Source organism: Terasakiella pusilla DSM 6293, assembly GCF_000688235.1.
GTDB classification, from domain to species: domain Bacteria; phylum Pseudomonadota; class Alphaproteobacteria; order Rhodospirillales; family Terasakiellaceae; genus Terasakiella; species Terasakiella pusilla.
Window position 1 is genome coordinate 18027 of the sequence record NZ_JHYO01000033.1, and the last position, 22806, is coordinate 40832.

Below are 22806 nucleotides of genomic sequence, written 5' to 3' on the forward strand. Positions count from 1 at the left end.
CCAAGAGATATGAAGGTACACGTCATAAATCAACTGTCTCAGATTATTATCATCATTCCATAGGAATGGTGGGATTTGTCGTGTCGAGAATGTAACCCGCCTGAGAAGGCGGTTTTTTTTGGCTTCTTGGGCAATTTTTAAAGATCCAAGGAGACTGAAAATGAAGAAAGTCGCCGTCTTCGGCAATGCAGGTGCGGGGAAATCAACTCTCGCCAAACAGTTGGCAGAGGCCACAGGTCTGCCCTTACATTCCATTGATCAGATGAAATATCGTCCCGGCGGGGAAGAGGTTGACCACGCAGATTATCTGACAGCACATAAAAAGTTGCTGGAAACGTCTTGCTGGGTCATTGACGGGTTTGGATGTGTCACGTCCGCGTGGCAGCGTTTTGAGGCCGCGGATACATTGGTGTATCTGGATTTATCGCTGAGCCAAATGGCGTGGTGGATCCTGAAACGCTTTATCAAAGGGCATTTTTAAACACCGCAAGGCTGGCCCGCAGGCAGTCCGATCTGGCGAAGCACATGGACAAGCTATCGGGTCTTGTGGCTGTGTCATCAAAAACTGACACCGCGTTACCGGGCCTATGTCGCGGAGCAAGCGAAGGTGAAAAAGTTTTTCCATCTAAGAAGTTTAGAGGATATAGAAAATTTTAAGAAAAATTATCAGTAAATTGAAACTTTTAGTTTTTTGATATACTCTAAAATCATGACGTATGGTTTTAGATCATGTTTGCGAGTACTGATTGGCGTGATCTTTTGTTTTTCGCTCACGCCGAATTCAGCACAGGCCGCAGAAGAGTATGTGGCGCGTATGGCGGCAACCACGTGGGAGCCCTTTATGTTTTTGGAAGGGGACGTGCAAAAAGGCATTGATTACGAGATTGCCCGTCTGCTGTCAGAGCAGATGGGTTTTATTTTGACCATGCGTCACTGCCCCTTTAAACGGTGCCTGACGGAGATTGAACGTGGCGGCCTTGACCTTCAAAGCGGTATCGCTTTTAACGAACAGCGCGCACAATTTATGACCTATCTGTCCACCCCTTATGGGGAAGTTTCGGCGCGGTTTTATGTGCGAAAAGGCGAAGGATACCGTTTGAAATCCTATGATGACTTGCACAAGATCAGGGTGGGTATGGTCACGGCGTCACATTATTTTGAGCCATTTAATTCGGATGACAGGATCAAGAAAATCGCGGTCCCGAAAGAAGAAATGCTCTTCACGTTATTGGAGAAAGGCCGGGTGGATGCCATCATCGGCACCAGCCCGAATTTGGAATATCAGATCAAGAAATATCGGCATAAGGGAAAGTTTGAAATCGCGGCGTATATGCCGGATAACAAAATACCCCTCTATTTCGCCATTTCGAACAAATCCGCCCTTTTGACTCAGCTAGACCGCTTCAATGCTGTTATGCTCGAGTTAAAGGAAAGCGGCCGGCTTGATGATATTCACGCAAAGTATCGCTAGGCCGCTCTTTACCTTTTAACAACAACCACATTGACCGACATGGCGGGCATGTACATGCTGGAGAGGTGGATTTTTTCTCCTTCATGGTCACTGAACATGGGTTGGGAGGGCATGTCATCCATCAGGAACTGAAAGATATTGCGCTCAATCCGGCAGGTGCGCACGCTATGTTCGACCATACCGTCATAGGTGAGTTGATAGGCCGTTTCTTCCTTGGCATCGCTATAGTATTCCAGCTCAAAGTCGCAGTTTTGGAAAAGCTGCTTCAGCCCTTCAAAGGAAATCCGCCAGTAGTCGTTGGGAAACTCGTGGAAGCCCTGTACCCAAGGCACGCTGATGATTGCGCGTCCGCCTTTTTTCAAAAGCTTTTCGATATTTGAGGCAACTTCAAACGGGTTTTTTACATGCTCTAATACATGCGGGCAGATGATGGTGGAAAATTGTTTGATGCCGGTCTTTTTGCGCAAGGTACTGATGTTTTTGGTGATGTCGAAGACATGATCCACATTGTCGCCCATTTCCAAGTCAACACCGATAAACTCTTTCCCAACAAAATGTTTGCGCCATTTGCCGCCGTCCGTATCCAGAATGCTGGCTTTACTGCCGATATGCAGGATCGGTGCGTCAAAAGACGCAAAGTGGCTCATGGCTTCTTGGATGGCAAATTTCTGTAAGCCAATTGTGCTGCCATCACGCAGTTTCCAATTATGGAGCTTGTCAATGTTTGTAATCATTTTACGACACTAAATGGTGGAGAAAGAGAGACCCTGTTTGGACTGAGTTTGCGATACCAATAAGTATTGAGAGGGTCAAGTTATTGTTGTCAAATCTTAACTTTAGGTTGGATTTCGCCGTCTTGGTAAGGGTAATCAGGTGATTATCTTATTTTTTAAGCGCTTTGAGTGTTTCTTCTTCTTCTTTGATCAACGCTTCTTGTTGGGCGCGCCATTGGTCTTTACGTTTTTGGCGATCACCACAAAGTTGTTGGATAAAGTGTATGGGAGAAATGCTGTTCCAGATAATAAACAAGAACACGCCAATAACAAAAACGGGGACGAGAAGAAACCAATCCATAAAACAAACTCTTGAGTAGGTGATCGTTGGTCGGACTATAGCCTGAAAGCCGTGAGCGATGCATCTGTTTAAATTGCGTTTTCTTTCTTCATATTTTTTTTGGGGGGCATGAAGAAGAGCGGGGTATCTGTTTCGGCAAATTTACAGTGACGCTAATATTTGTCATACTAAACGCAGTGTAGAAGAGGAGGTTGTCATGAAAACAGTAAATCGCCGCCAATTTATTCAAACTCTCTTGGGTGTGGCCGCTGTGTCCGCACTCAGTGTTCCGGCTTTTGCACAGGGCAAGAGTGAAGGTAAGCGCAAAGATGCAGATCATCGCCAAGATGATGGCAAAGGGGCGCTGGGCGAAAAAGCCCAAGACGGAAAAGAAAAATCCAAAGATAAGATGAAGGATAAGAAGTCTAAGGATAAAGAGAAGTCCAAAGACAAAGGGAATAAGGGTAAGAAGTAGCGCTCGCTTTGATATGTTGCGTCTACTTTGAGGCCTGTTGCAAAGAACGAAACCCGTTGCTGAAAAGGAGCGGGTTTTGTGTGTCATCTAGGACTTAAGCCGAAAGATGAAGCTTGGTCTTCGTCTTTTGTTGGACTGATTGAGTTTGTTGACGTGATAACGGGGCAAAATTACAATAATTTTCTTAAAATTAAGGGAGGTAAAAATTATGTCGGTAATTTCTGTAGAAAAAACGATTACAATCGCAATGTCTGTTAAAGATCGCCATGCAAGTGCAAATTGGTACAAAACGATTTTAGGTTTTGATCTGATCTATCATGCCGATGAAGCAGGTTGGTCCGAAATTCAGACGAATACGTCTGGTGTTGTAATTGGTCTTGGTGATCATACAAAACCGATACCTGGTAGTTGCGTTCCAGTCTTTGAGATTGCTGACCTTGATTCTGCGCGGCATAAACTAGAACAGGCCAATGTCAAATTTGATGGCGAAACGGAAGTCATTGAAGGAATGGCCAAGACCGCCACATTTTATGATCTTGATGGCAATCCGCTGATGCTCGCAGAGGATTTGACTAAAAAGTGTCAGCAATAAACCATCTAAGAAAATCGCCAACCATCTGATATTTCATAACTTTTTAGAAACTTATTTCCTTTTATCAATTATTAGTCCATTGGCAGTATCTATCTCGAACGGATATAAATTAATGCGAGCTATGGAATAAACAACAAAAAGCCCGCAACCAATTGGCTGCGGGTTTTTCGTATCCGTATGTCTCGGAAAGCAGTAATCGTTGTGATTAACGCTTGGAGAACTGGAAAGAACGACGGGCTTTTGCTTTACCGTATTTCTTACGTTCAACAACGCGAGAGTCACGAGTAAGGAAGCCAGCTTTCTTCAGAGCCGGGCGCAGGGCTGGCTCGTAGTTGTTCAGGGCGCGGGACAGGCCGTGGCGAACCGCACCAGCTTGGCCGGAAAGGCCACCGCCAGTAACTGTTGCAACAACGTCAAACTGACCTTCGCGTTCTGTTACTTCAAATACCTGGTTCAGGATCATGCGCAGAACCGGACGTACGAAGTAATCAGCAATGTCACGACCGTTTACGGTGATTTTACCGGAACCCGGCTTGATCCATACACGAGCGATGGCATTTTTACGACGACCTGTACCGTAAGAACGGCCTTGTGCGTCGATTTTCGGTTCAGCAGGAGCTGCTGCTTCTTGAGCAACTGCTTCAGTTGTGGAAACTGCAGCCAAATCTTCCAAAGTCTTCTTTTCTTCAGCCATGGCTTATGCGCTCCGTTTATTCTTGTCGTTCATAGAAGCCACGTCGAGGACTTCCGGCTTTTGGGCGTCATGCGGGTGTTCGCCACCAGCATAGATGTGCAGCTTTTTCATTTGCTGACGGCCCAGCGGGCTGCGTGTGATCATACGCTGAACAGCTTTTTCGATCACGCGTTCCGGATGATCGCCATCCAAAATTTGTTCAGCTGTGCGTTGTTTGATACCGCCCGGGTGACCTGTGTGCCAGTAGTACACTTTGTCAGTGCGCTTACGGCCAGTCAGTTGAACTTTCTCAGCATTGATGATGATGATGTTATCACCAGTGTCGATGTTCGGTGTGTAAGTCGGCTTGTGTTTGCCGCGCAGATATTGCGAGACGATTGCAGCCAAACGGCCCAGAACAACGCCTTCGGCGTCGATCACGAACCATTTGCGTTCAATTTCGCTCGGCTTAGCAGTGTAAGTTTTCATTTCAGTCCACTTGCATACGGATTAAAACTGGGTTCCGGTTTTGCGAGGTAAATCGCGCTACCAAGAATGAGGGCGCATTATGTGTATTTTTGAGGATAAGTCAACAGCAAAAAAACGTTTAAAAACAGCATCTTATTTTTGCGGTATCAGAATACCGTTTCTGTATCCCGCATAAAACTGCGGTGTTCCGACGGGTCTGAAAAATGCATATTTTCAATGTGTTAGCTTTATTCAAACCCGCTGATACATGGTTTATTTGTGGGGGAAAACGAGTAGCAAAATACTCAACGTGAGAATGGAAAGCGTTGTGGTGATGAGAATCGCGTTCCCGGCAATTCTGTCGCCAACGCCATAACGGGTGGCAAAGACAAAAGGATTGGCCCCGGTTGGCATGGCCGCGCCCAACGTGGCGATCATAGTCCAGAGTGCGGAGGCATTGAGCACATAGCGACACGTCAGATAGACGAGGGTAGGCATCACAATCAGCTTGGCGAAACTGGCAATGAGGACAGGGCCGCGGGTTTCTTCCAGCCTTAGGGAATATCGCGCCATGCCACCCCCCACAGCAAAGAGCGCACAAGTGGGGGCTGCTTTGGCAAAGAGGTCGGTTGTGCGATCAATCATGGTTGGCAGTTCAAGGCCGCTTGTGGCGAAGGCCCAGCCACCGACCAGTCCGATGACCAGCGGGTTTGTGACCACACTTTTGATGGAGCCAAGGACAATGCCAAACAGATTGGCGTTGGGGTTGCGCCCGGTTTCCATCATCACGCACGGGATGGTGAAAAGGATCATGGCGTTGAAGGTAATGATCGTCATGAGGGGGACGAGGGCTTCCGGTTCAAACGCGGTCTGCACAATCGGCAAGCCAATAAGGGCAAGGTTTGAGAAGGAGGAAGAGATCCCGGTGACGATGGCGCGTTCTTGCCCAAACCGTTTCGCGATAAAGAAGGTCGAAAACAGGATCAGGATGCCCACGCCATAATAGGCGAACAGAATGGAAAGTTCGAGCCGCTGCGCCATGACACCGCTGGCAGAGGTGCGAAAGAGCAGGCAGGGGACAGCAAGATAAAAGATAAAGCGGGTGAGGTCATCAACGCCGCTTTGGCTGAATAACCCGCGCTTGACCATAATATAGCCAAGGCCGATGACGGCAAAGACGGGAAAGATAATTGTAAGAACCTGTTGCATGCAGACTCTGGCCTTTAAAAATGTCAGTAAATTAAGTAAGAGGTCATGTCAGAAATTTTGACATAACATATTCATCGTATACTGCATTTGCGTCGCAATAGCTTTCTTTTTTAAGCGCTTCAAAACGATAGTTATGTTTGAGGAAGAAAAGGACGGCAGGGAGATTGTCGGCAACCACATTCAGACTAACCTTGCGGCAGTTCTGTGATTTGGCCCATTTTTCTGCCTGAGAAAGCAAGCGGGTCCCCACCCCTTGTCGGCAGTGCATGTGCAAGACGGCAAGGCCAAGATGGGCGATGTGCAGGCCTGATGATGTCCTCTCGCGCATGATCCAGAGATTGCCGATTAGCCTTTCTGCTTGTTTGGCAAGGTAGATTTGCTGCCAGTCGTTTTGCGTCTCTATATAATAAGACATCCAGCACGACCGCTTGTCCTCGTCGATTAAGTCGGTGGATACAAAGGGGTGCTGATCTGCGAGTGCCCGATGCAGCTCAACAAGGGCTGTCGCGTCCGTGGGGGTCGCGTTGGTGATGGTCATCTTGGGATCTCCATAGAGGGATGGAACTTTTAGGCTCTATGGATGGAAGAGGAGGATTTTATCGATTAGGTGGGATGGAGTAGGTGCCGGTGGCGTGCGCAACGGGTTCGTCGTGACCGTCTGAATGGAGCGTTACTTCCATCACGGCAAGGCGTTTACCCAGTTTGAGGATGCGACCTTCTGCCATTAAATCACCGGGGGCGGGGCGGTGCATGAAGTTGATGTTCAGGTTTGTGGTAACGGCCAGCTTGACTTGACCAATGGCAGACAGGATGACTGCATACATACAGGCATCGGCAAGGGCCATCATGGTCGGGCCGGAGACCGTGCCACCGGGGCGTAACATCACATCATTGAAGGGCAGGCGCAAAACCGCGCTACCGTCACCGATGCGATCGGTCTTCATGCCGATCTCTTCTGCCCAGGGAAGTTCTGTTTTGATGATGTGGTCGAAATCTTCTTTGCTTATTTTTGCCATTGGTGCACCCTGTGTTTGTCATAATTTTTATCTGACTCTATATTACGTTTACGTAAACGTCAATTTTATATAAGATGGCGCGAAATCATGAATTCAATAAGACAGGGAGTTTAAAATGACTGCAGCCGCCCATTTGGAAGACCAGCCACTGGTGACACGAAACGACGAAGGCGGGATCGCGACGATCACTCTAAATCGTCCGACTAAATTTAACGCGCTGTCTATGGCGGTGTTGGAAGCTTTGCTGTCAGAGCTGACTAAGCTGGAAGAGGACCGATCCGTGCGCGTGGTTGTGCTGGCGGGCGAAGGCAAAGCCTTTTGCGCAGGCCATGACCTCAAGGAAATGCGCGAAGATACCTCACGTGAAGCCATGCAAGCGCTGTTTGGTAAATGTTCGGAAGTGATGTTGAAAATCAGTCAGATTCCGCAGCCGGTGATCGCGCGTGTCCACGGGATCGCGACGGCGGCAGGTTGCCAGCTGGTGGCGACCTGTGATCTGGCGATTGCGGTGGAAGAAGCGCGCTTTGCCACATCCGGCATTAATGTGGGTTTGTTCTGTTCCACACCGATGGTGGCGTTAACCCGCAATGTCACGCCGAAGAAGGCGTTTGAAATGCTGGTAACAGGTGATTTTCTGGATGCGCAAACGGCTTTGCAGTATGGCTTGATTAACCATGTCGTGCCTGCGGAAAAACTGGATGAAACGGTCATGGATATGGCGCGTAAGATCGCCTCAAAACCGGCTGTGTCCATCGCTTATGGCAAGCAGTTGTTTTACAAGCAGTTGGAAGCCGCGCGGGCGGCGGCTTATGATATGGCGGCGGAAACCATGACGTGCAATATGTTGACAGAAGATGCGCAAGCTGGTGTCGATGCCTTTATTGCAAAACAGCCGATGCCTGCCTGGAAAGGGCGCTGATCACTCGCCTGTGTTTTGGGTGGGGGCCAGTGCTGCGTCGTCACCCATCACATCCAACAAGGTCAGCTGGTTGACCACACTCAGCCAGAAGCTGGCATCATGTTCTTGATTTGTAATCTGCATTTTATGAAACGCGATAAAGCTGGCATTTTTTAAGCCATGTTCTTTATAGAGCTCAAATGCAGTTTTACGTGGATCTGACATTTGATATGGTTCATTCCTGACTAGTTCCCTCAAGTCCTAAAACTGTATAGGGGCAGGGCGCAAGAAACATCACCCAAATGGAGGATGTTTTAAGTAATTATGATAAAAGATTTGATTCTATGTTATTGAAAAATAATAAAAATTGACATTGGTGAGGCTATGACAGCTTTAAGTTATGCAAACGAATATCTGACCGACCTTTTGCAATCGGTGAAGACGGTTGCCATGGTCGGGGCTTCGGCAAAAACCAACCGTCCAAGCTATTTTGTGATGAAGTATCTGCAAGGTAAGGGCTATCGGGTCATCCCGGTGAATCCCGGTCTGGCGGGCGGCGAGATTTTGGGGGAGAAGGTCTATAGCAGCCTCAGCGATATTCCTCATACGTTTGAGATGGTGGATATTTTTAGAAATTCCGAAGCCGCAGGCGTAATCACAGATGAAGCGATTGCCCTGCGGGAAGAAAAGGGCATCAAGGTCATTTGGATGCAATTGACTGTGCGCAATGATGAAGCGTGCGTGCGGGCCGAAGATGCCGGACTTGATGTGATCATGGACCGCTGCCCGAAGATAGAATACGGGCGCTTGTTTGGGGAATTGAGCTGGGGCGGCATCAATTCGGGTATTATTTCGTCAAAAAGGTTGAAGCGATGAGCAAGCATACGATCAAAAATTACGGGATTGAAACCCGCGCCATTCATGCCGGAAGCCGCCCGGATAGCGAGACAGGGGCGCGCAATACACCGATCTATCAAACCACATCCTATGTCTTTGATGATGCGGATCATGCAGCGGATTTATTTAACCTCCAGACGTTTGGCTTTATCTATTCCCGCCTGACCAACCCGACCGTAGCAGTGTTGGAAGAACGCATCGCCAATCTGGAAAATGGACGCGCGGCGGTCTGTTGCGCCTCTGGTCATTCCGCGCAGTTTTTGGCTTTCTTTTCGTTGATGGAACCGGGGGATCGCTTCCTTGCGTCACGCAACCTATATGGTGGATCGATCACGCAATTTGGTACCAGCTTTAAACGGTTGGGCTGGCATGTGGATTTTGTCGATGCCACCGACCTTGAGGCGGTTAAGCAAGCCATCACACCGGACCATAAAGCCTTTTTTATTGAACCGCTGGCCAATCCGGGGGGAGTGGTCTTGGATACGCAAGCCTTGGCAGACCTCGCCCACGAAAATAACATGCCGTTGGTCGTGGACAATACACTGGCGACCCCGATGCTGTTTCAACCTTTTGACCATGGGGCGGATATTATTACCCATTCCACGACCAAGTTTTTGGCCGGGCATGGCACGTCCATGGGCGGTGCGATTGTGGAAAAAGGCACGTTTGATTGGGCAACGGCGGGTAAATATCCCACGCTCTGTGAACCTGATCCCGCCTATCACGGCATGAGGTTTTTTGAAACCTTTGGCGATTTCGGTTTTTCTATGAAGACCCGCTGTGTGGGCTTGCGCGATTTTGGCCCCGCCATGAGCCCGACCAACGCTTTTAACACCATCACGGGGATTGAGACGTTGCACCTGCGCATGGAACGCCATGTGCAAAATGCGCTGAAGGTTGCGAACTTTCTGGAAAACCATCCTAAGGTCAGCTGGGTTTCTTATGCGGGCCTACCTTCCAGCCCTTATTATGAACTGGCGCAAAAATATATGCCGAAGGGGGCAGGCTCCGTCTTCACCTTTGGGGTGAAAGGCGGCTACGAAGCTGGGGTAAAATTGGTGGAAAGCGTGAACCTGATTTCTCACCTTGCCAATATTGGGGATACTCGCAGTCTGATTATTCACCCCGCCAGCACCACGCACCGCCAATTAACCGAAGATCAACAGATCGCCGCAGGGGCAGGGCCGGATGTGTTGCGCCTGTCTATTGGTCTGGAAACAGCAGACGATATTATCCGTGATCTGGATGAGGCGTTGTCGTGAACCGACTGATTATCACAAACGGCGATATGGCGGCTGAACGTATACAGACCCTCCAGCCGGAAGTGACGGTGTTGCCGTGGCGTGATGTGCTGCATGATGGGCCATTGGGGGACTTTGATCGCTTGCAGGATCAGTCGATCCACCGTGCCGCCTTTATCGCAGAATTTGCCGATATGGCGCCGGAAGATGTGGTGCGCGATTTTGAACATCGCGATCAGGTCTTTTTGCAGGCGGGCAGCTATGAGCGTGTGGAGCTGTGGTTTGAGCAGGATTTGTACGATCAGTTGCAATTGCTGCAAATCATTGATGCGGCCTGTAAGCAGTTACCGGATACATCGCTGTATGTGGTGCAAGCTGACACATATTTATGTGAGCTGCCGGATATGGAGTTTGCAGCCCTGCCATCACATGCCCGTTTGTTGAGCAAGGCGCAGAAAGACTATGCGGTTAAAGCGTGGGCGGCAGTGGTATCGGAAGACTGGCCCTTCGCGGATCAAGTCGAAGCGCCTCTACCTTATGTCCCAAGCGCGCTGAAGCGACTACAGGGCGAACGTCAAGACTTCCCGCTGTCTTTATATTATGCATCCCGTCCCTTGCTTGAGGGGCCGATGAAGGTCAAAGAGATGTTTCGGGCCATGCAGGCGGCGGAAGAAGCCAAGTTTATGGGGGATTTATCCTTTTATCATCTGCTCAAAGGCTATCTCGCAGCGCCCGATCCTTTATTTAAAAGCGCCTATCAAGACGGCATGGACTATATGGATTTCTTTAATCTGGACGTCAGCCTTACAGACAAAGGCACAGAGGCGCTTAAGGCGTTTTCAGTTTCGCTTTAAATTTGCGATCTTTCTTGATTTGTAACTCGCGCACTTGGGCATCGCTGCGACCATCAAAGCCGGTTTCGGCGTAGATCAGTTGCCAGGGGCGGCGCGCGCGGGTGTATTTGGCCCCGCCCGGTTTCAGACCGTTATGTTCTTCAAGGCGGCGATCCGGCGTCTCGTCATAGGTGACGCCGGTATAGGCTTCCCCGCGCTCGTTCAATAGGACATAGACAAACCAGCGTTTCGTCATGGGGCCTTCCGGTTGATCCAATCTTCGATGGTGTCGGCCACGTCCTGCCAACATTTATCTAGCATGAGGGCGTGGGGGCCATCTTTAACAATATGTAGGTCGGCTTTATAAAAGTCAGCCGTTTCTTGCAGGGAAGACGTTGGGATCATCACATCCACATCGCCCCCAATGACAAAGGTCGGGGTCGCGGTGACAGAGGGGAGGCGCGGGATGTCCCAAAGGGCGATGTCCATGATCGCGCGCAACGATTCCGGCTGAAAAAATCCATGGGCATCTGCGAGGCTGGCGGGGTGGGTATCCTGTGTGATCAACAGGCGGCGCAACTGATCAAATTGGACCACTTCCGGGCTGCTGAACAAGATGGCCTGACTTAGCGCCCAGTATAGGTCCGGTGCGGTGTTGAGCATATGCATGGCTGAACCGTTTGTCCCGCTAGGCGGAACGGAATTCATCAGCACGGCGGCAGGAGGCGTGTGCTTTTCCATATATTTCTGCACGACCATGCCGCCAAGGGAGTGTCCAATCAGGACCGGATTGCCGTCAATCTGTGCGACGGCGTTTTTGACATCTTCCACATAATCGGCAAGTCCGTAAAAATGCAGCGACCAACTGGACCCGCTTTGTCCATGACCGCTGAGGGAGACGGCATAACAGTCGTGGCCCAGACTGGCAAAATAGGGCATGAAGCGATAGCGCCAAATGGCTGCGCAACAGAAGGAGCCGTGGACGAACAGAAGAGGGCGTTTTTTCTTGATGCCTTTTTCCGCTTTGAGTTCAATGATTTCGAGAGGCATAAGAAAAATACTAACGTTTATACATAATTATTTGTGTGTCCCATCAAGCACTGTTTTACAAAAAAGTGCAAGGAAACATGCGGATTATTTGCCAGTTTCTTTGCTTGCTTATAAAATGACTCTCAGGTAGTGTGCGCCCACGTTTACAGGCCTTTTTATTTTGCCAAAGGATCACTAGTCGATGACCTCGCATATGGATATGGCGAACGCCATTCGTTTTCTCTCCGCTGATGCCGTTCAAAAAGCCAAATCCGGCCACCCTGGGATGCCCATGGGTATGGCTGACGTTGCAACCGTTTTGTTCACCAAATATATGAACTTTGACCCGAAGCAACCGAAATGGGCCGATCGTGACCGTTTCGTGCTGTCTGCCGGTCATGGCTCCATGTTGATGTATTCCTATCTCTACCTGACTGGGTATGAAGATATGACCATTGAAGAAGTGTCAAACTTCCGTCAACTGGGCGCTAAAACCGCGGGCCACCCTGAATATGGTCATGCAACCGGGATCGAGACAACAACTGGTCCGTTGGGGCAAGGCGTTACCACGGCTGTTGGCATGGCGCTGGCAGAAAAACTGCAAAATGCGCGCTACGGTGAAGAGATCGTCAACCACTATACTTATGTGATCGCAGGCGATGGCTGCTTGATGGAAGGGATCTCCCATGAGGCAATTTCCACAGCGGGTCACTTGGGTCTGAACAAACTGATCGTCTTCTGGGACGATAACGAAATCACCATCGACGGTAACCTGAACGTTGCGGCAAGTGACAACCAGCTGAAACGCTTTGAAGCCAGCGGCTGGGACACACAAGCGATTGACGGGCATAACCCCGAAGAGATCGCGGCTGCGATTGAAAAAGCACAAAAATCTGACAAGCCGTCTTTGATTGCGTGTAAAACCAAGATCGGTAAGGGCGCGCCGACCCTTGAAGGCTCCCACAAAACCCACGGTGCGCCGTTGGGTGATCAAGAAATCGCAACCATGCGCGAGCAAATGGGCTGGACCGCAGCGCCGTTTGAAATCCCCGACGATATCCTGAACGCATGGCGCACAGCCGGTGCACGCGGTGCAGAAACACGCGAAGCCTGGCAAGAGCGTTTCAACGATCTGGACCTGGATACGCAAGAAACATTCGTTCGCACCAACGACGGTGGCCTGCCGGATGGGTGGGAAGCAAAAGCCAACGCATTCAAAAAACAACTCTGTGAAGAAGCCCCGAAAAAGGCGACCCGTCAGGCGTCCCAAATGGCGCTCAACACATTGGCAGAAATCATCCCGGAAATGCTGGGCGGCTCTGCGGATTTGACAGGGTCTAACCTGACTAAAGCCGATAGCCAAAAATCTGTCACACCAGACGATTTCACCGGCAACTACATGCATTACGGTATCCGCGAATTTGGGATGGCGGCGTTTATGAACGGCGTTGCGCTGCACGGCGGGTTTATCCCTTACGGCGGCACATTCCTTGTCTTTGCAGATTACATGCGCGCTGCGATGCGTCTGTCTGCGTTGATGGAACAGCGCGTTGTGTACGTATTGACCCACGATTCTATCGGTCTGGGGGAAGATGGCCCGACTCACCAACCTGTTGAAACGGTTGCGTCCCTGCGTGCGATGCCGAACACAAACGTGTTCCGCCCTGCCGATGCGGTTGAAACGTTTGAATGTTGGATGCTGGCCCTGCAAAACGAAAAGACACCGTCTGCGATGGCATTGTCCCGTCAAGGTCTGCCGGCTGTCCGTACGGAATATACGGAAGAAAACAAATGTGCACGCGGTGCTTACGTTCTGCGTGAAGCTGAAGGGGCGCGCAAAGCGACCATCATCGCCACAGGGTCTGAAGTGGAAATCGCCATGACCGCGCGTGATGCGTTGCAAGCGGATGGTGTGCCGACGGCTGTTGTGTCCATGCCATGTTGGGAACTGTTTGAACAACAGTCCGACGACTACAAACATGACACACTGGGTGATGGCATCCGTGTGGCCGTTGAAGCGGGTCTGCAAATGGGCTGGGATCGTTATATCGGGTCCAACGGTGCCTTTATTGGCATGACAGGCTTTGGTGCCTCTGCACCGGCGGAAGACCTGTATAAGCATTTTGGCATCACGGCAGAAGCTGTCGTCGCTGCAGTAAAAGCAAGAGTATAAATAATTTAGGGGGCGGTTTGCGCAAGCAGACCGCCTCAACGATTTAGATAGACGTATTTAATTTGGAGGAATTCCTATGGCACTCGTTTCCATGCGTCAGCTACTGGATCATGCAGCTGAAAATGACTATGGCCTGCCGGCTTTTAACATCAACAACATGGAACAAATGCTGGCGATCATGTCTGCCGCGTCCAAGACGGACAGCCCGGTTATCATGCAGGCAAGCCGTGGTGCGCGTAAATACGCCAACGATGCTGTGTTGAAGCACCTTATTCAGGCGGCTGTTGAAATTTATCCGGACGTGCCGGTTTGTATGCACCTCGACCACGGGAACGAGCTGCGCACCTGTATGTCAGCAATGGCAAACGGCTTTTCCTCCGTCATGATGGACGGGTCATTGGAAGCGGACGGCAAAACACCAGCGTCTTACGAATATAACGTCGATGTGACGGCTGATGTGACACGTGCGGCTCACCTGATCGGTGTCTCTGTGGAAGGCGAGCTGGGGTGCCTCGGTTCCTTGGAAACAGGCGAAGGTGAAAAAGAAGACGGCCACGGTTTTGAAGGTAAGCTCGATAAAGAAGCTTTGCTGACAGACCCGGAACAGGCTGTTGATTTTGTGAAAAAGACAAAGGTCGATGCGTTGGCAATTGCGATGGGGACATCCCATGGCGCGTACAAGTTTACCCGTAAACCTGATGGCGATATCTTGGCGATGGACGTTGTCAAAGCGATCCATGCTAAACTGCCGAACACCCATCTTGTGATGCACGGCTCTTCCTCTGTGCCGCAAGAACTGCAAGACATCATCAATGAATTTGGTGGGGAAATGAAGCAGACGTTCGGTGTGCCACTGGAAGAGATCGTGGTTGGCATCAAAAACGGTGTGCGCAAAGTGAACATTGATACGGATAACCGTATGGCGATCACAGGCGCGATCCGTAAGGCCTTGCAGTCTGATCCGACACAGTTTGACCCGCGCTTCTATCTGAAGCCGGCGATGGAAGCGATGGAGAAAGAATGTATCCAGCGTTACGAGCTGTTTAACTGCGCGGGTCAAGGTTCCAAGATCAAGCCGATCTCTCTGAACGATATGGCAAGCCGTTATGAAAGCGGCTCGCTTGATCCGGTTCTGGGTTAATTCCTAAAATGTGTCCCCGCTTTATGCGGGGACCGTTGTTTTAAGACGAGTATATCATGTTAAAAATCGCCCCCTCCATTCTGTCCGCTGACTTTGCCAAACTGGGTGAAGAGGTTGCCGCTGTTGATAAAGCGGGTGCCGACTGGATCCATATTGACGTTATGGACGGTCATTTTGTGCCAAACCTGACCTTCGGGCCGTGCGTGATTAAAGCGATCCGTCAGTATTCGGACAAGCCGTTTGATGTGCATTTAATGATTGATCCGGCGCAACCGTACCTGAAAGATTATGCCGATGCGGGGGCAGACCTGATCACGGTCCATGCGGAAGCGGATAAGCATTTGCACCGTTCTGTGCAATATATCAAAAGTCTGGGCAAAAAAGCGGGCGTATCTTTAAACCCTGCGACACCGGAAAGCGCGCTTGAGTACGTGTTGGACGATATTGATCTGATTTTGGTCATGAGTGTGAACCCCGGTTTTGGCGGGCAAAAGTTCATACCCTCACAGCTTGATAAAATCCGTCGCCTACGGGACATGATTGGAGATCGCCAGATTGATATTCAGGTCGATGGCGGGGTAAATCCGGATACAATCAAGAGTGTTGTCGACGCCGGGGCGACTGTGGTCGTGGCAGGTTCTGCAGTCTTTGGTGGTGATTATAAAACAAATATTCAGGCGATTCGCGACAAATCTGTTTAAGAATGAATTTGCATGGTGATCAAGCCCCGCTTTGTGCGGGGCTTTTTTTGTTTATCTTGTAAGAATCTGTAAGCTTGCTCTATCGTAGATAGATTTTTATGACCTAACATACCTGTATTGTAAGTAATTGAATGTCATTGGGTTGAATTCAGTAATATTCACCTGAATGGGTGTGTTGGCAGGGGGCTGATTACTATAAAAGAAGTTCTAACAGATTGGTTAAATCAAATATTAACAGGTCTTAGGTATTCTCCCCTACTTAAAGAATCCGTGATTACGGTGTATAATATTACATACAAAAAATCAAATATAAGATGTTGGAATAGAAAGGTGTAATCATTCGGGATGCGGAAAAAGAAAGATAGATTAGCGCAATATTCCTCTTTCAAACGCTCTTTACCGGATATTCTCATTGCCTCAATCGCAATGAACGTCCTCTCTTTAGCTCTGCCGGTATCTCTACTTCAGGTTTATGATCGTATCATCCCAAATACATCATTTGGAACATTGATTGTTCTGGTGACCGGGGTGTTGTGCGCCATTTTGCTTGAAACGGTCTTACGTGTTGCACGTGGCAATATGATTAGCTGGCTTGGGACCAAGTATGAGCATCGTTTGGGATGTGCCGCGTTTGAACGTGTCTTGAATAGTGAGCGCGATAGTTCCAGCCGTGAAGCCGTGGGCGACACTCTGGAAAGATTGGGCAGCCTGCGTTCTTCCCGTGAATATTATAGCGGGCAGATGGTCGCCTCTTTAATCGATATTCCTTTTGTCGTTATATTTTTGGGGATGGTTTACATCTTGGGCGGCCCGATTGTGTGGGTGCCGATTAGCATTTTGACCCTGTTTGGTCTGGTGTCTTTTATTTACGGCACCCGTTTGGGGAAAGCGATCCGCAATTACAACGTCTGGCGCGACCGTCGCCTGAATTTCCAAATTGAGGCGCTGTCAGGTATTCACACCATCAAGGCGCTGGGGGTTGAGGCCCAGATGGAGCAGCGTTACTCCCGCTTGCAAGACAGTGTTGCGGAAGCAGACCAAAAGATGGTTCAGCTTGATACGGCAAACCAGCATATCAGCGCGGTTTTCGCGCAGATTACCATGGTTGCGGTGGCCGCGTATGGCAGTATGTTTGTTGTAGATCAACAGATCACGGTTGGTGTGTTGGCGGCCTGTACCCTGCTGTCTGGTCGTGCCATGCAGCCGTTTCAACGGCTCACAGGGTTATGGAGCCGCCTGCAAAACGTCTTGATTGCGCGCGAACGTATCAATGGCATCTTTGATTTACCCGTTCGCGAAGATGCGCCGAACGCCAAAGCTAAAATTGATGAGGGGCGTGTCACATTGGAAAATGTGACCTTTCAGTATAATGGCCATGCGCCGTTGTTTGAAGATGTGTCGCTGGATATCAAAGCGGGAGAATGTATCGGGATTGTCGGCGGCAACGGGGTTGGGAAAACAACCTTGTTGGCTTTGTTGCGCGGCATTTATCCGTTAACGCAAGGGCAAATCAAAATCGATGGCGTAAGCCTAGGGGAATATAGCGTTGAAGCCTTGCGGGGGGAGGGGATCGCCTATCTCCCTCAAAGCGGGACTGTGTTTAACGGCACGATCCTTGATAACCTGACGATGTTTGACAAGCGCTACCGTCACAAAGCACTGGCCCTTGCAGATGGTCTGGGGTTGAATGAGGTGGTGGCGAAAATGTCACAAGGTTATGAAACCGTGATTGGGAATAGTGGCAGTGACTCGCTGCCGCGTGGTATCCGCCAGCGTATCTCGATTGCGCGCGCCCTGGTTAAAACGCCGAAGGTCGTGCTGTTTGACGAAGCCAACGCCGCGATTGACGGACCCGGTGACGTGTTTTTGCGTGAATATTTGGAAAGCCTGAAAGGGCGGACCACGCTGATTATGATTTCATCGCGTCCTTCGTTGTTGCGCATTGCAGATCGTGCCTTTGAAATAAAGGGGGCGACGCTTGTGCCGAAGCAACTGGGACCGGTGCCGGCAACCACCACTGATCCTAAAAAAAAAGTAGTGTCGCGTGATGAAAAATCTTCTGACGTTAAGCGAACAGGGTAGGGCATTGGTAAAATGACAGAGACTGTTCAACAAATTTCCTGGGATCAACGGGTTCAGCGCGCAGAATTGTCGCAGGACCAGATTATGTCCGGTCAACTGGGCGGTTTTAAGGCGGTTACGGATATCGCCGCCTGCCTGTTGCCGTTGTTGACTGCCTTGGAATGGGAAGGTTCGCAGCGCACGCTGTCCGAAGCTTTGCCCCATTTTGCCAATGAACTGGATTTAACGGATTTTCTCAATATCGTTGGCAAGCTGGGCTTCAAAAGTCAAAAAATCAATATTTCTTTGAAAGATATTGATCCGCGAATTATGCCCTGTCTGTTCTTGCCGAAATATGCCGACGCGATTGTGGTGTTGGGCCGCAACGGGGACTTGTGCAAGATCTACGATCCAGAGCAACAGTCTGTTCGGGAAATTGAGGCGGTGTCTTTGCAGGGGACGGCCTATGTGTTCATCCCGGCAGACACGGAAAACCTTGCCACGGCGCCAAAGGTGGGCTTTGTCTCCAAAATCTTTGGACGTTTTCGCGGGCTTGTCTGGCGTACCCTGATGATCAGCATGATCTGCAACATTCTCGCGCTGGCGACGCCGCTCTTTATCATGGCGGTTTACGATAAATATGTGGCGACCGGTTCAAACGAGATGCTCTATTTGATGATTGCGGGCGTGTCGATTGCGCTTTTGGGAGATTTTTTCCTGAAAGGGTTGAAGTCGCGCATGATTGCATATATCGGCGGGCGTTTGGACCATATTATTGGGCGTGCGGTGTTTCGTCAGTTGCTGTTCTTGGCACCGTCCTTTACGGAAATGTCGAATACCAGTTCGCAAATTTCACGCCTACGTGATTTTGAAACAGTACGTGATTTCTTCTCCGGTCCGATTGCTTCCACAGTTTTTGAAGCGCCCTTTGTTATTATCTTTGTGATTGCGATGGCCATTCTGGGCGGTCCGCTGGTGCTCGTACCATTGGGGGCACTGGTTGTCTTTACGGTTTTGTTGAAGCTGTTTTTGCCGGTTTTGCGCGATAGCGTCATCGTTTCGTCACGGGCCTCGACAAAGCGGCATGACTTCGTCACCGAAGCCATCACGAAAAAGGAAGCCTTGCAGGATGCGGGCGTGCAGTCTGTCTGGGCGGAACGCTATCGTCACCTTTCTGCAGACACCTGCCTGAAAGGGTATAAATCTTCGCAGATTTCATCCCTTTGTATGGCTTTGGCGCAAGGGGTCATTATGGCTGCAGGCGTTGCTACCCTGACATACGGGGTGCATAAAGTGATTGCCGGTGAGATGACGGTCGGGGCTTTGCTCGCTTCCATGATTATGGTCTGGTGGATTTTACGACCTATTCAGGTGATTTTCCTCGGGATGACGCAGCTTGAACAGGTGCGCTCTTCGGTGATGCAGATTGATAGTCTGATGGAAATCCGAAACGAACGTGAAGAAGGGGAAAGCCCGACCCTGAGCCAGCCCTTGAAAGGTCATGTGACGTTTAACCGGGTGTCCATGCGTTATACGGCGGATACGGATCCGGCTGTGGTCGGGGTGAGTTTTGAAGCCAAGCCGGGAGAATTGATCGCGCTGGTCGGGCCGAACGGCTGTGGTAAATCCACTTTGATGAAGATGTTATTGGGGATGTATTTACCCCAAGCGGGTGCCATTACGATTGATAATGTAGATATCCGCCAGATGGACCCTATCCAGTTGCGTCAGTCGGTGGCTTATGTGCCGCAAACCAACGAAGTCTTTTTTGGCACCATCGCGCAGAATATTCGTCTGTCAGACCCAACCGCAACGGACGAGGAAGTCGAATGGGCGTTGCGTCAGGCCGACGTGTGGGATGATATCCAGGAATTGCCAGAAAAACTGATGACCCGTCTGGGGGATCAGCGATCCGACCTGATCCCGGATAACTTGATCCAACGTATCGCCCTGGCGCGGGGTTATCTGCGCCGCGCTCCGATTTTATTGTTGGATGAGCCTGTAAATGGGCTGGATTTTGAAAGCGATCAGGTCTTCATGGAAACATTGAAGCGGATTAAGGGCAATGCAACGATCTTAATGATTTCCCACAGGCCGAGTCATTTGCGTATAGCGGATAAAATTGTGTACCTTGACGGCGGGGTTGTTCGAATGGCTGGACCTGCCGCACAGGTGCTGGATCGTATTCCTCAGGGTGGTTTTTAGGTTTTAAAATGAGTAACGCAACAAACATAGAAACAGGCTCAATCCAAAAGAAAAAAGCCTCTCGCCAAATTCGGTATATGGCGCAATATGTCCAGTTGGAAGAACAGGGCGTATCAGGTCTGTCACGTGCGGCTATCGTGCTGGTGACCTTGATTCTGGTGGCGTTTGTCGTCTGGTCCAACTTTATGAAAGTGGATGAAGTCGCGGTTACTTTCGGGTCAGTGGTGCCAAAAGGGTCTGTAAGGTCCGTGCAGCATTTAGAAGGCGGGATCGTCAAAGCCGTTCTGGTCGAGGAACGCCAGATCGTCGAAGAAGGTCAGTTGCTGGTTGAACTAGACGGCGCACAAGTCGGGGCGGAACTGCAACAGGTCAACGCCCGTTTGTTATCGTTGAGACTGCGTGAAGAACGATTGCGCGCGACCTCGTATGGGCGCGAGCTTGATTTCTCCGGTTGGTCGGAGATGCCGATCAGTTTGATTCAGGATCAAGTGGATATGTATTCGTCCACAATTGAACGTATGCAGTCGCAACGCAACGTCTTTGAACAACAGCTTGATCAGAAAAACGAACAAATCAACGCCACACGCAATCAGATCGAAGCGGTCGAGCGTCAACTTGTCCTGATTCAGGAAGAAGTGGATATGCGCGGCAATCTGTTTGAGCGTGGACATGGCAGCAAGGTATCTTACCTTGAAGTTAAGCGCGCGATGGCGGCAATGCAAAGTGAACTCAGCCGATTGGTCGGGCAGGAACAGGCCGCCATGGAAGCTGTGGAAGAAATTGAAGACCGCGTTGAGGATCTTGAAAAGACCGAACGTAAAAACGCGCTGGCGGAATTGGGTGTCGTGACAGCCGAAATCGTGCAGGTGCAGGAACTAATCAACCAATTGCAAGACCGCTTTGAACGTTTGCAAATTGTTTCACCGGTTAAAGGTTTTGTGAAAGACATTAAGGTGAAAAGTAAGGGGAGCATTGTCCCGGCAGGTGGGGTCGTGATGGATGTTGTCCCAATCGATGATGAGCTACGTGTGGAAACCCGCATCAGTACCAAGGATGTGGGGCATGTTAATCAGGGCCAAGAAGTTACGGTAAAAGTCGCCAGTTTCGATTTTGCCCGTTATGGCTCGGTTGAGGGGGTTTTGGAAAATATTTCTGCGACAACCTACATCGATGAAACCAACGGTGCGCCTTATTACAAGGGCATCGTCAATTTGGAGCATCCTTACGTGGGGGATGATCCCAATCACAATAAAATTCTTCCGGGGATGACGGTGCAAGCCGACATCATGACCGGGGAGAAAACGCTGTTTCAATATCTGTTGAAACCGATTTACGTCTCACTTCAACAATCATTCAGAGAACGCTAAGACGTTCCGGCGAGGCAAACATGGCTGAACAAGATCAAGACCAAAAATTGGACTCTGGACAGAACACAGACACCTCTTACGATGAGTTGTCGCTGGATGGAAAAGGGTTCTCTTCCCTTGGTGATGCAGAAGATAACACCCTGATCAATAATCAGGATCCGATGCAGGAAGATGCGGTGCACAACGCCAATGTTCAGGGCTCCAATCGTCAGATGGAGGATCGTCGTGATGATGCGGGAAATAGCGAGCAGGACGTTGTTAAAGATGACGTCAATGTTGTGAAGGACGACTTCAAGGTTGAAGGTCTGGATGACAGTGTGAGCGTTGAATTTGATAACGTACAACCCGCCTTTGCCCCGGGCGAGGGAGGCAATGCGGACGAGGAAGAAGGCCAGAAGGGCGAGATTGAACGTTCATCAGAGCTGCCGGAAGATCCACGTGATTTGCCAGAAGAGTTGTTTGAAGGACGCGATGAGAGCCGCGGCCCGCAAAACGCGGCTAATGCCCCGCTCCCAGAAGAGGTGCCGGAAGAAGATGAGCCAACGCCGGAGCCGGAAGAAGAAATTATTCTGGAAGCCCAGGCGCGCGGCCTTGAGATCGATATTCAGCCGGGCATTGAAGACAATCGACTGTATCTTGATCTGGATATCACGGGGTCTGATGGTGATGGCGGTTCAGAAACTGTCAATCTGACCATTACGAATGTGCCGGATGGCTTTACGTTTGAAAATGCCGCAGGCGAGAGCATCGGACAGCTCAGCGGTGGCATTTGGACCTTTACGGAGGAAGAGGTAAAAGACCTCTACGCCGTCCCGCGGGAACATTATAGCGGGGATATGGATTGGACGTTCAGCGTTGTGGTGACGGAAACCACAAGCGGTGATACGGCAACAACGACAGAAACACTCGAAGTTCATTTTGAAGCGGTCGCAGATAAGCCGCCCTTGAGCGTTGAAGACAGCGCGGGGATGGAAAATACATGGATTGATGTGGATATCACATCTGCCTTGGTTGATGCCGATGGCTCTGAATCCTTGAAAGTCTATATTGCTGATGCACCGGACGGCGTGACCTTTAGCGCCGGGGAAAAACTGACCGCTCCGGTCACGCTGGATGACGGTACCATCTTGCCTGCCGGCACATGGGTGATGGATAAGGACGACCTTGATGGTTTACAGGTTCGCTCCCCCAACAATGTCAGTGATGACTTTGACCTGCGCGTCTATAGCGAAACGACAGAAAGCATGAATAGTGACAAGGCCTTGAGTGGCCCTGAGACCATTCATGTGGATGTGGGGATTGT

25 protein-coding genes are annotated in these 22806 nt (G+C 50.1%); 15 read left to right on the plus strand and 10 right to left on the minus strand.

Annotated features, from left to right (window positions below):
- Positions 1-160 precede the first annotated feature (160 nt).
- Both Q397_RS25295 and Q397_RS23175 read left to right on the plus strand, forming a co-directional pair.
- Positions 161-481, plus strand: coding sequence for a P-loop NTPase family protein (locus Q397_RS25295; RefSeq protein ID WP_205618858.1), 321 nt, complete (start codon positions 161-163; stop codon positions 479-481).
- A gap of 252 nt (positions 482-733) precedes the next feature.
- On the plus strand, positions 734-1471 hold the full coding sequence (locus tag Q397_RS23175) for a substrate-binding periplasmic protein (RefSeq protein WP_169738012.1): 738 nt from the start codon (positions 734-736) through the stop codon (positions 1469-1471).
- A gap of 8 nt (positions 1472-1479) precedes the next feature.
- On the opposite strand, the gene Q397_RS0117335 is transcribed toward Q397_RS23175, so the two are convergent.
- Positions 1480-2205, minus strand: coding sequence for a methyltransferase domain-containing protein (locus Q397_RS0117335; RefSeq protein ID WP_028880489.1), 726 nt, complete (start codon positions 2203-2205; stop codon positions 1480-1482).
- Positions 2206-2353: 148 nt separating this feature from the next.
- Positions 2354-2545, minus strand: a complete 192-nt coding sequence (locus tag Q397_RS0117340) for a hypothetical protein (RefSeq protein ID WP_028880490.1) — start codon at positions 2543-2545, stop codon at positions 2354-2356.
- Between the two features lie 196 nt (positions 2546-2741).
- Between Q397_RS0117340 and Q397_RS0117345 the strand changes: the two genes are divergently transcribed.
- Positions 2742-2999, plus strand: a complete 258-nt coding sequence (locus tag Q397_RS0117345) for a hypothetical protein (RefSeq protein WP_028880491.1) — start codon at positions 2742-2744, stop codon at positions 2997-2999.
- 208 nt (positions 3000-3207) lie between these two features.
- Complete coding sequence (locus Q397_RS0117350; protein ID WP_028880492.1) at positions 3208-3591, plus strand: VOC family protein; 384 nt, start codon at positions 3208-3210, stop codon at positions 3589-3591.
- Between the two features lie 205 nt (positions 3592-3796).
- Here the strand turns inward: Q397_RS0117350 and rpsI are convergent, their stop codons facing one another.
- The 5 genes from rpsI to Q397_RS0117375 all read right to left on the minus strand — a co-directional run bounded on the left by rpsI (position 3797) and on the right by Q397_RS0117375 (position 6957).
- Positions 3797-4285 carry a 30S ribosomal protein S9 gene (rpsI, locus tag Q397_RS0117355; protein ID WP_038014579.1) on the minus strand — a complete coding sequence of 163 codons (489 nt, stop codon included), beginning with the start codon at positions 4283-4285 and terminating at the stop codon, positions 3797-3799.
- Between the two features lie 3 nt (positions 4286-4288).
- A complete protein-coding gene (gene rplM / locus Q397_RS0117360) occupies positions 4289-4753 on the minus strand; it encodes a 50S ribosomal protein L13 (protein ID WP_028880494.1) in 465 nt (154 codons plus the stop codon).
- A 252-nt stretch (positions 4754-5005) separates the two neighbouring features.
- On the minus strand, positions 5006-5941 hold the full coding sequence (locus Q397_RS0117365; RefSeq protein ID WP_028880495.1) for an AEC family transporter: 936 nt from the start codon (positions 5939-5941) through the stop codon (positions 5006-5008).
- A gap of 43 nt (positions 5942-5984) precedes the next feature.
- On the minus strand, positions 5985-6479 hold the full coding sequence (locus Q397_RS0117370) for a GNAT family N-acetyltransferase (RefSeq protein WP_028880496.1): 495 nt from the start codon (positions 6477-6479) through the stop codon (positions 5985-5987).
- Positions 6480-6537: 58 nt separating this feature from the next.
- A complete protein-coding gene (locus tag Q397_RS0117375; RefSeq protein WP_028880497.1) occupies positions 6538-6957 on the minus strand; it encodes a PaaI family thioesterase in 420 nt (139 codons plus the stop codon).
- A 115-nt stretch (positions 6958-7072) separates the two neighbouring features.
- On the opposite strand from Q397_RS0117375, the gene Q397_RS0117380 reads away from it, so the two are divergent.
- The gene (locus tag Q397_RS0117380; protein WP_028880498.1) at positions 7073-7876 is read left to right on the plus strand and encodes an enoyl-CoA hydratase; all 804 of its coding nucleotides are present in this window, start codon (positions 7073-7075) and stop codon (positions 7874-7876) included.
- On the opposite strand, the gene Q397_RS0117385 is transcribed toward Q397_RS0117380, so the two are convergent.
- Complete coding sequence (locus Q397_RS0117385; RefSeq protein ID WP_028880499.1) at positions 7877-8080, minus strand: hypothetical protein; 204 nt, start codon at positions 8078-8080, stop codon at positions 7877-7879.
- A 159-nt stretch (positions 8081-8239) separates the two neighbouring features.
- Between Q397_RS0117385 and Q397_RS25220 the strand changes: the two genes are divergently transcribed.
- The 3 genes from Q397_RS25220 to Q397_RS0117400 are packed head-to-tail and all read left to right on the plus strand — an operon-like array spanning position 8240 to position 10847.
- Positions 8240-8731, plus strand: coding sequence for a CoA-binding protein (locus tag Q397_RS25220; protein WP_028880500.1), 492 nt, complete (start codon positions 8240-8242; stop codon positions 8729-8731).
- The gene (locus Q397_RS0117395) at positions 8728-10014 is read left to right on the plus strand and encodes an O-acetylhomoserine aminocarboxypropyltransferase (protein ID WP_028880501.1); all 1287 of its coding nucleotides are present in this window, start codon (positions 8728-8730) and stop codon (positions 10012-10014) included. The genes Q397_RS25220 and Q397_RS0117395 overlap by 4 nt, the downstream gene beginning before the upstream one ends.
- Entirely contained in the window at positions 10011-10847 is an 837-nt protein-coding gene (locus tag Q397_RS0117400; RefSeq protein WP_028880502.1) for a hypothetical protein, read from the plus strand. Before Q397_RS0117395 ends, Q397_RS0117400 begins: the two co-directional genes overlap by 4 nt.
- On the opposite strand, the gene Q397_RS0117405 is transcribed toward Q397_RS0117400, so the two are convergent.
- Both Q397_RS0117405 and Q397_RS0117410 read right to left on the minus strand, forming a co-directional pair.
- Complete coding sequence (locus tag Q397_RS0117405) at positions 10822-11082, minus strand: GIY-YIG nuclease family protein (protein ID WP_028880503.1); 261 nt, start codon at positions 11080-11082, stop codon at positions 10822-10824. The genes Q397_RS0117400 and Q397_RS0117405 overlap by 26 nt on opposite strands.
- Complete coding sequence (locus tag Q397_RS0117410) at positions 11079-11876, minus strand: alpha/beta fold hydrolase (protein ID WP_038014586.1); 798 nt, start codon at positions 11874-11876, stop codon at positions 11079-11081. The genes Q397_RS0117405 and Q397_RS0117410 overlap by 4 nt, the downstream gene beginning before the upstream one ends.
- 181 nt (positions 11877-12057) lie before the next feature.
- Here Q397_RS0117410 and tkt point away from each other — a divergent pair, with 181 nt between their 5' ends.
- The 7 genes from tkt to Q397_RS0117445 form a co-directional block, all read left to right on the plus strand.
- Complete coding sequence (tkt, locus tag Q397_RS0117415; protein ID WP_028880505.1) at positions 12058-14028, plus strand: transketolase; 1971 nt, start codon at positions 12058-12060, stop codon at positions 14026-14028.
- A gap of 76 nt (positions 14029-14104) precedes the next feature.
- The gene (gene fba / locus Q397_RS0117420; RefSeq protein ID WP_028880506.1) at positions 14105-15169 is read left to right on the plus strand and encodes a class II fructose-bisphosphate aldolase; all 1065 of its coding nucleotides are present in this window, start codon (positions 14105-14107) and stop codon (positions 15167-15169) included.
- A gap of 56 nt (positions 15170-15225) precedes the next feature.
- Positions 15226-15870, plus strand: a complete 645-nt coding sequence (gene rpe / locus Q397_RS0117425; RefSeq protein WP_084149107.1) for a ribulose-phosphate 3-epimerase — start codon at positions 15226-15228, stop codon at positions 15868-15870.
- Positions 15871-16215: 345 nt separating this feature from the next.
- On the plus strand, positions 16216-17952 hold the full coding sequence (locus tag Q397_RS23180; RefSeq protein ID WP_051610254.1) for a peptidase domain-containing ABC transporter: 1737 nt from the start codon (positions 16216-16218) through the stop codon (positions 17950-17952).
- A 12-nt stretch (positions 17953-17964) separates the two neighbouring features.
- Positions 17965-20136, plus strand: a complete 2172-nt coding sequence (locus tag Q397_RS0117435) for a peptidase domain-containing ABC transporter (RefSeq protein ID WP_051610256.1) — start codon at positions 17965-17967, stop codon at positions 20134-20136.
- A gap of 8 nt (positions 20137-20144) precedes the next feature.
- Positions 20145-21503: an HlyD family type I secretion periplasmic adaptor subunit gene (locus Q397_RS0117440; protein WP_028880509.1), complete on the plus strand. Its 1359-nt coding sequence runs from the start codon at positions 20145-20147 to the stop codon at positions 21501-21503.
- Between the two features lie 20 nt (positions 21504-21523).
- The coding region (locus tag Q397_RS0117445; protein WP_028880510.1) for a hypothetical protein at positions 21524-22806 on the plus strand (1283 nt) is incomplete at its 3' end.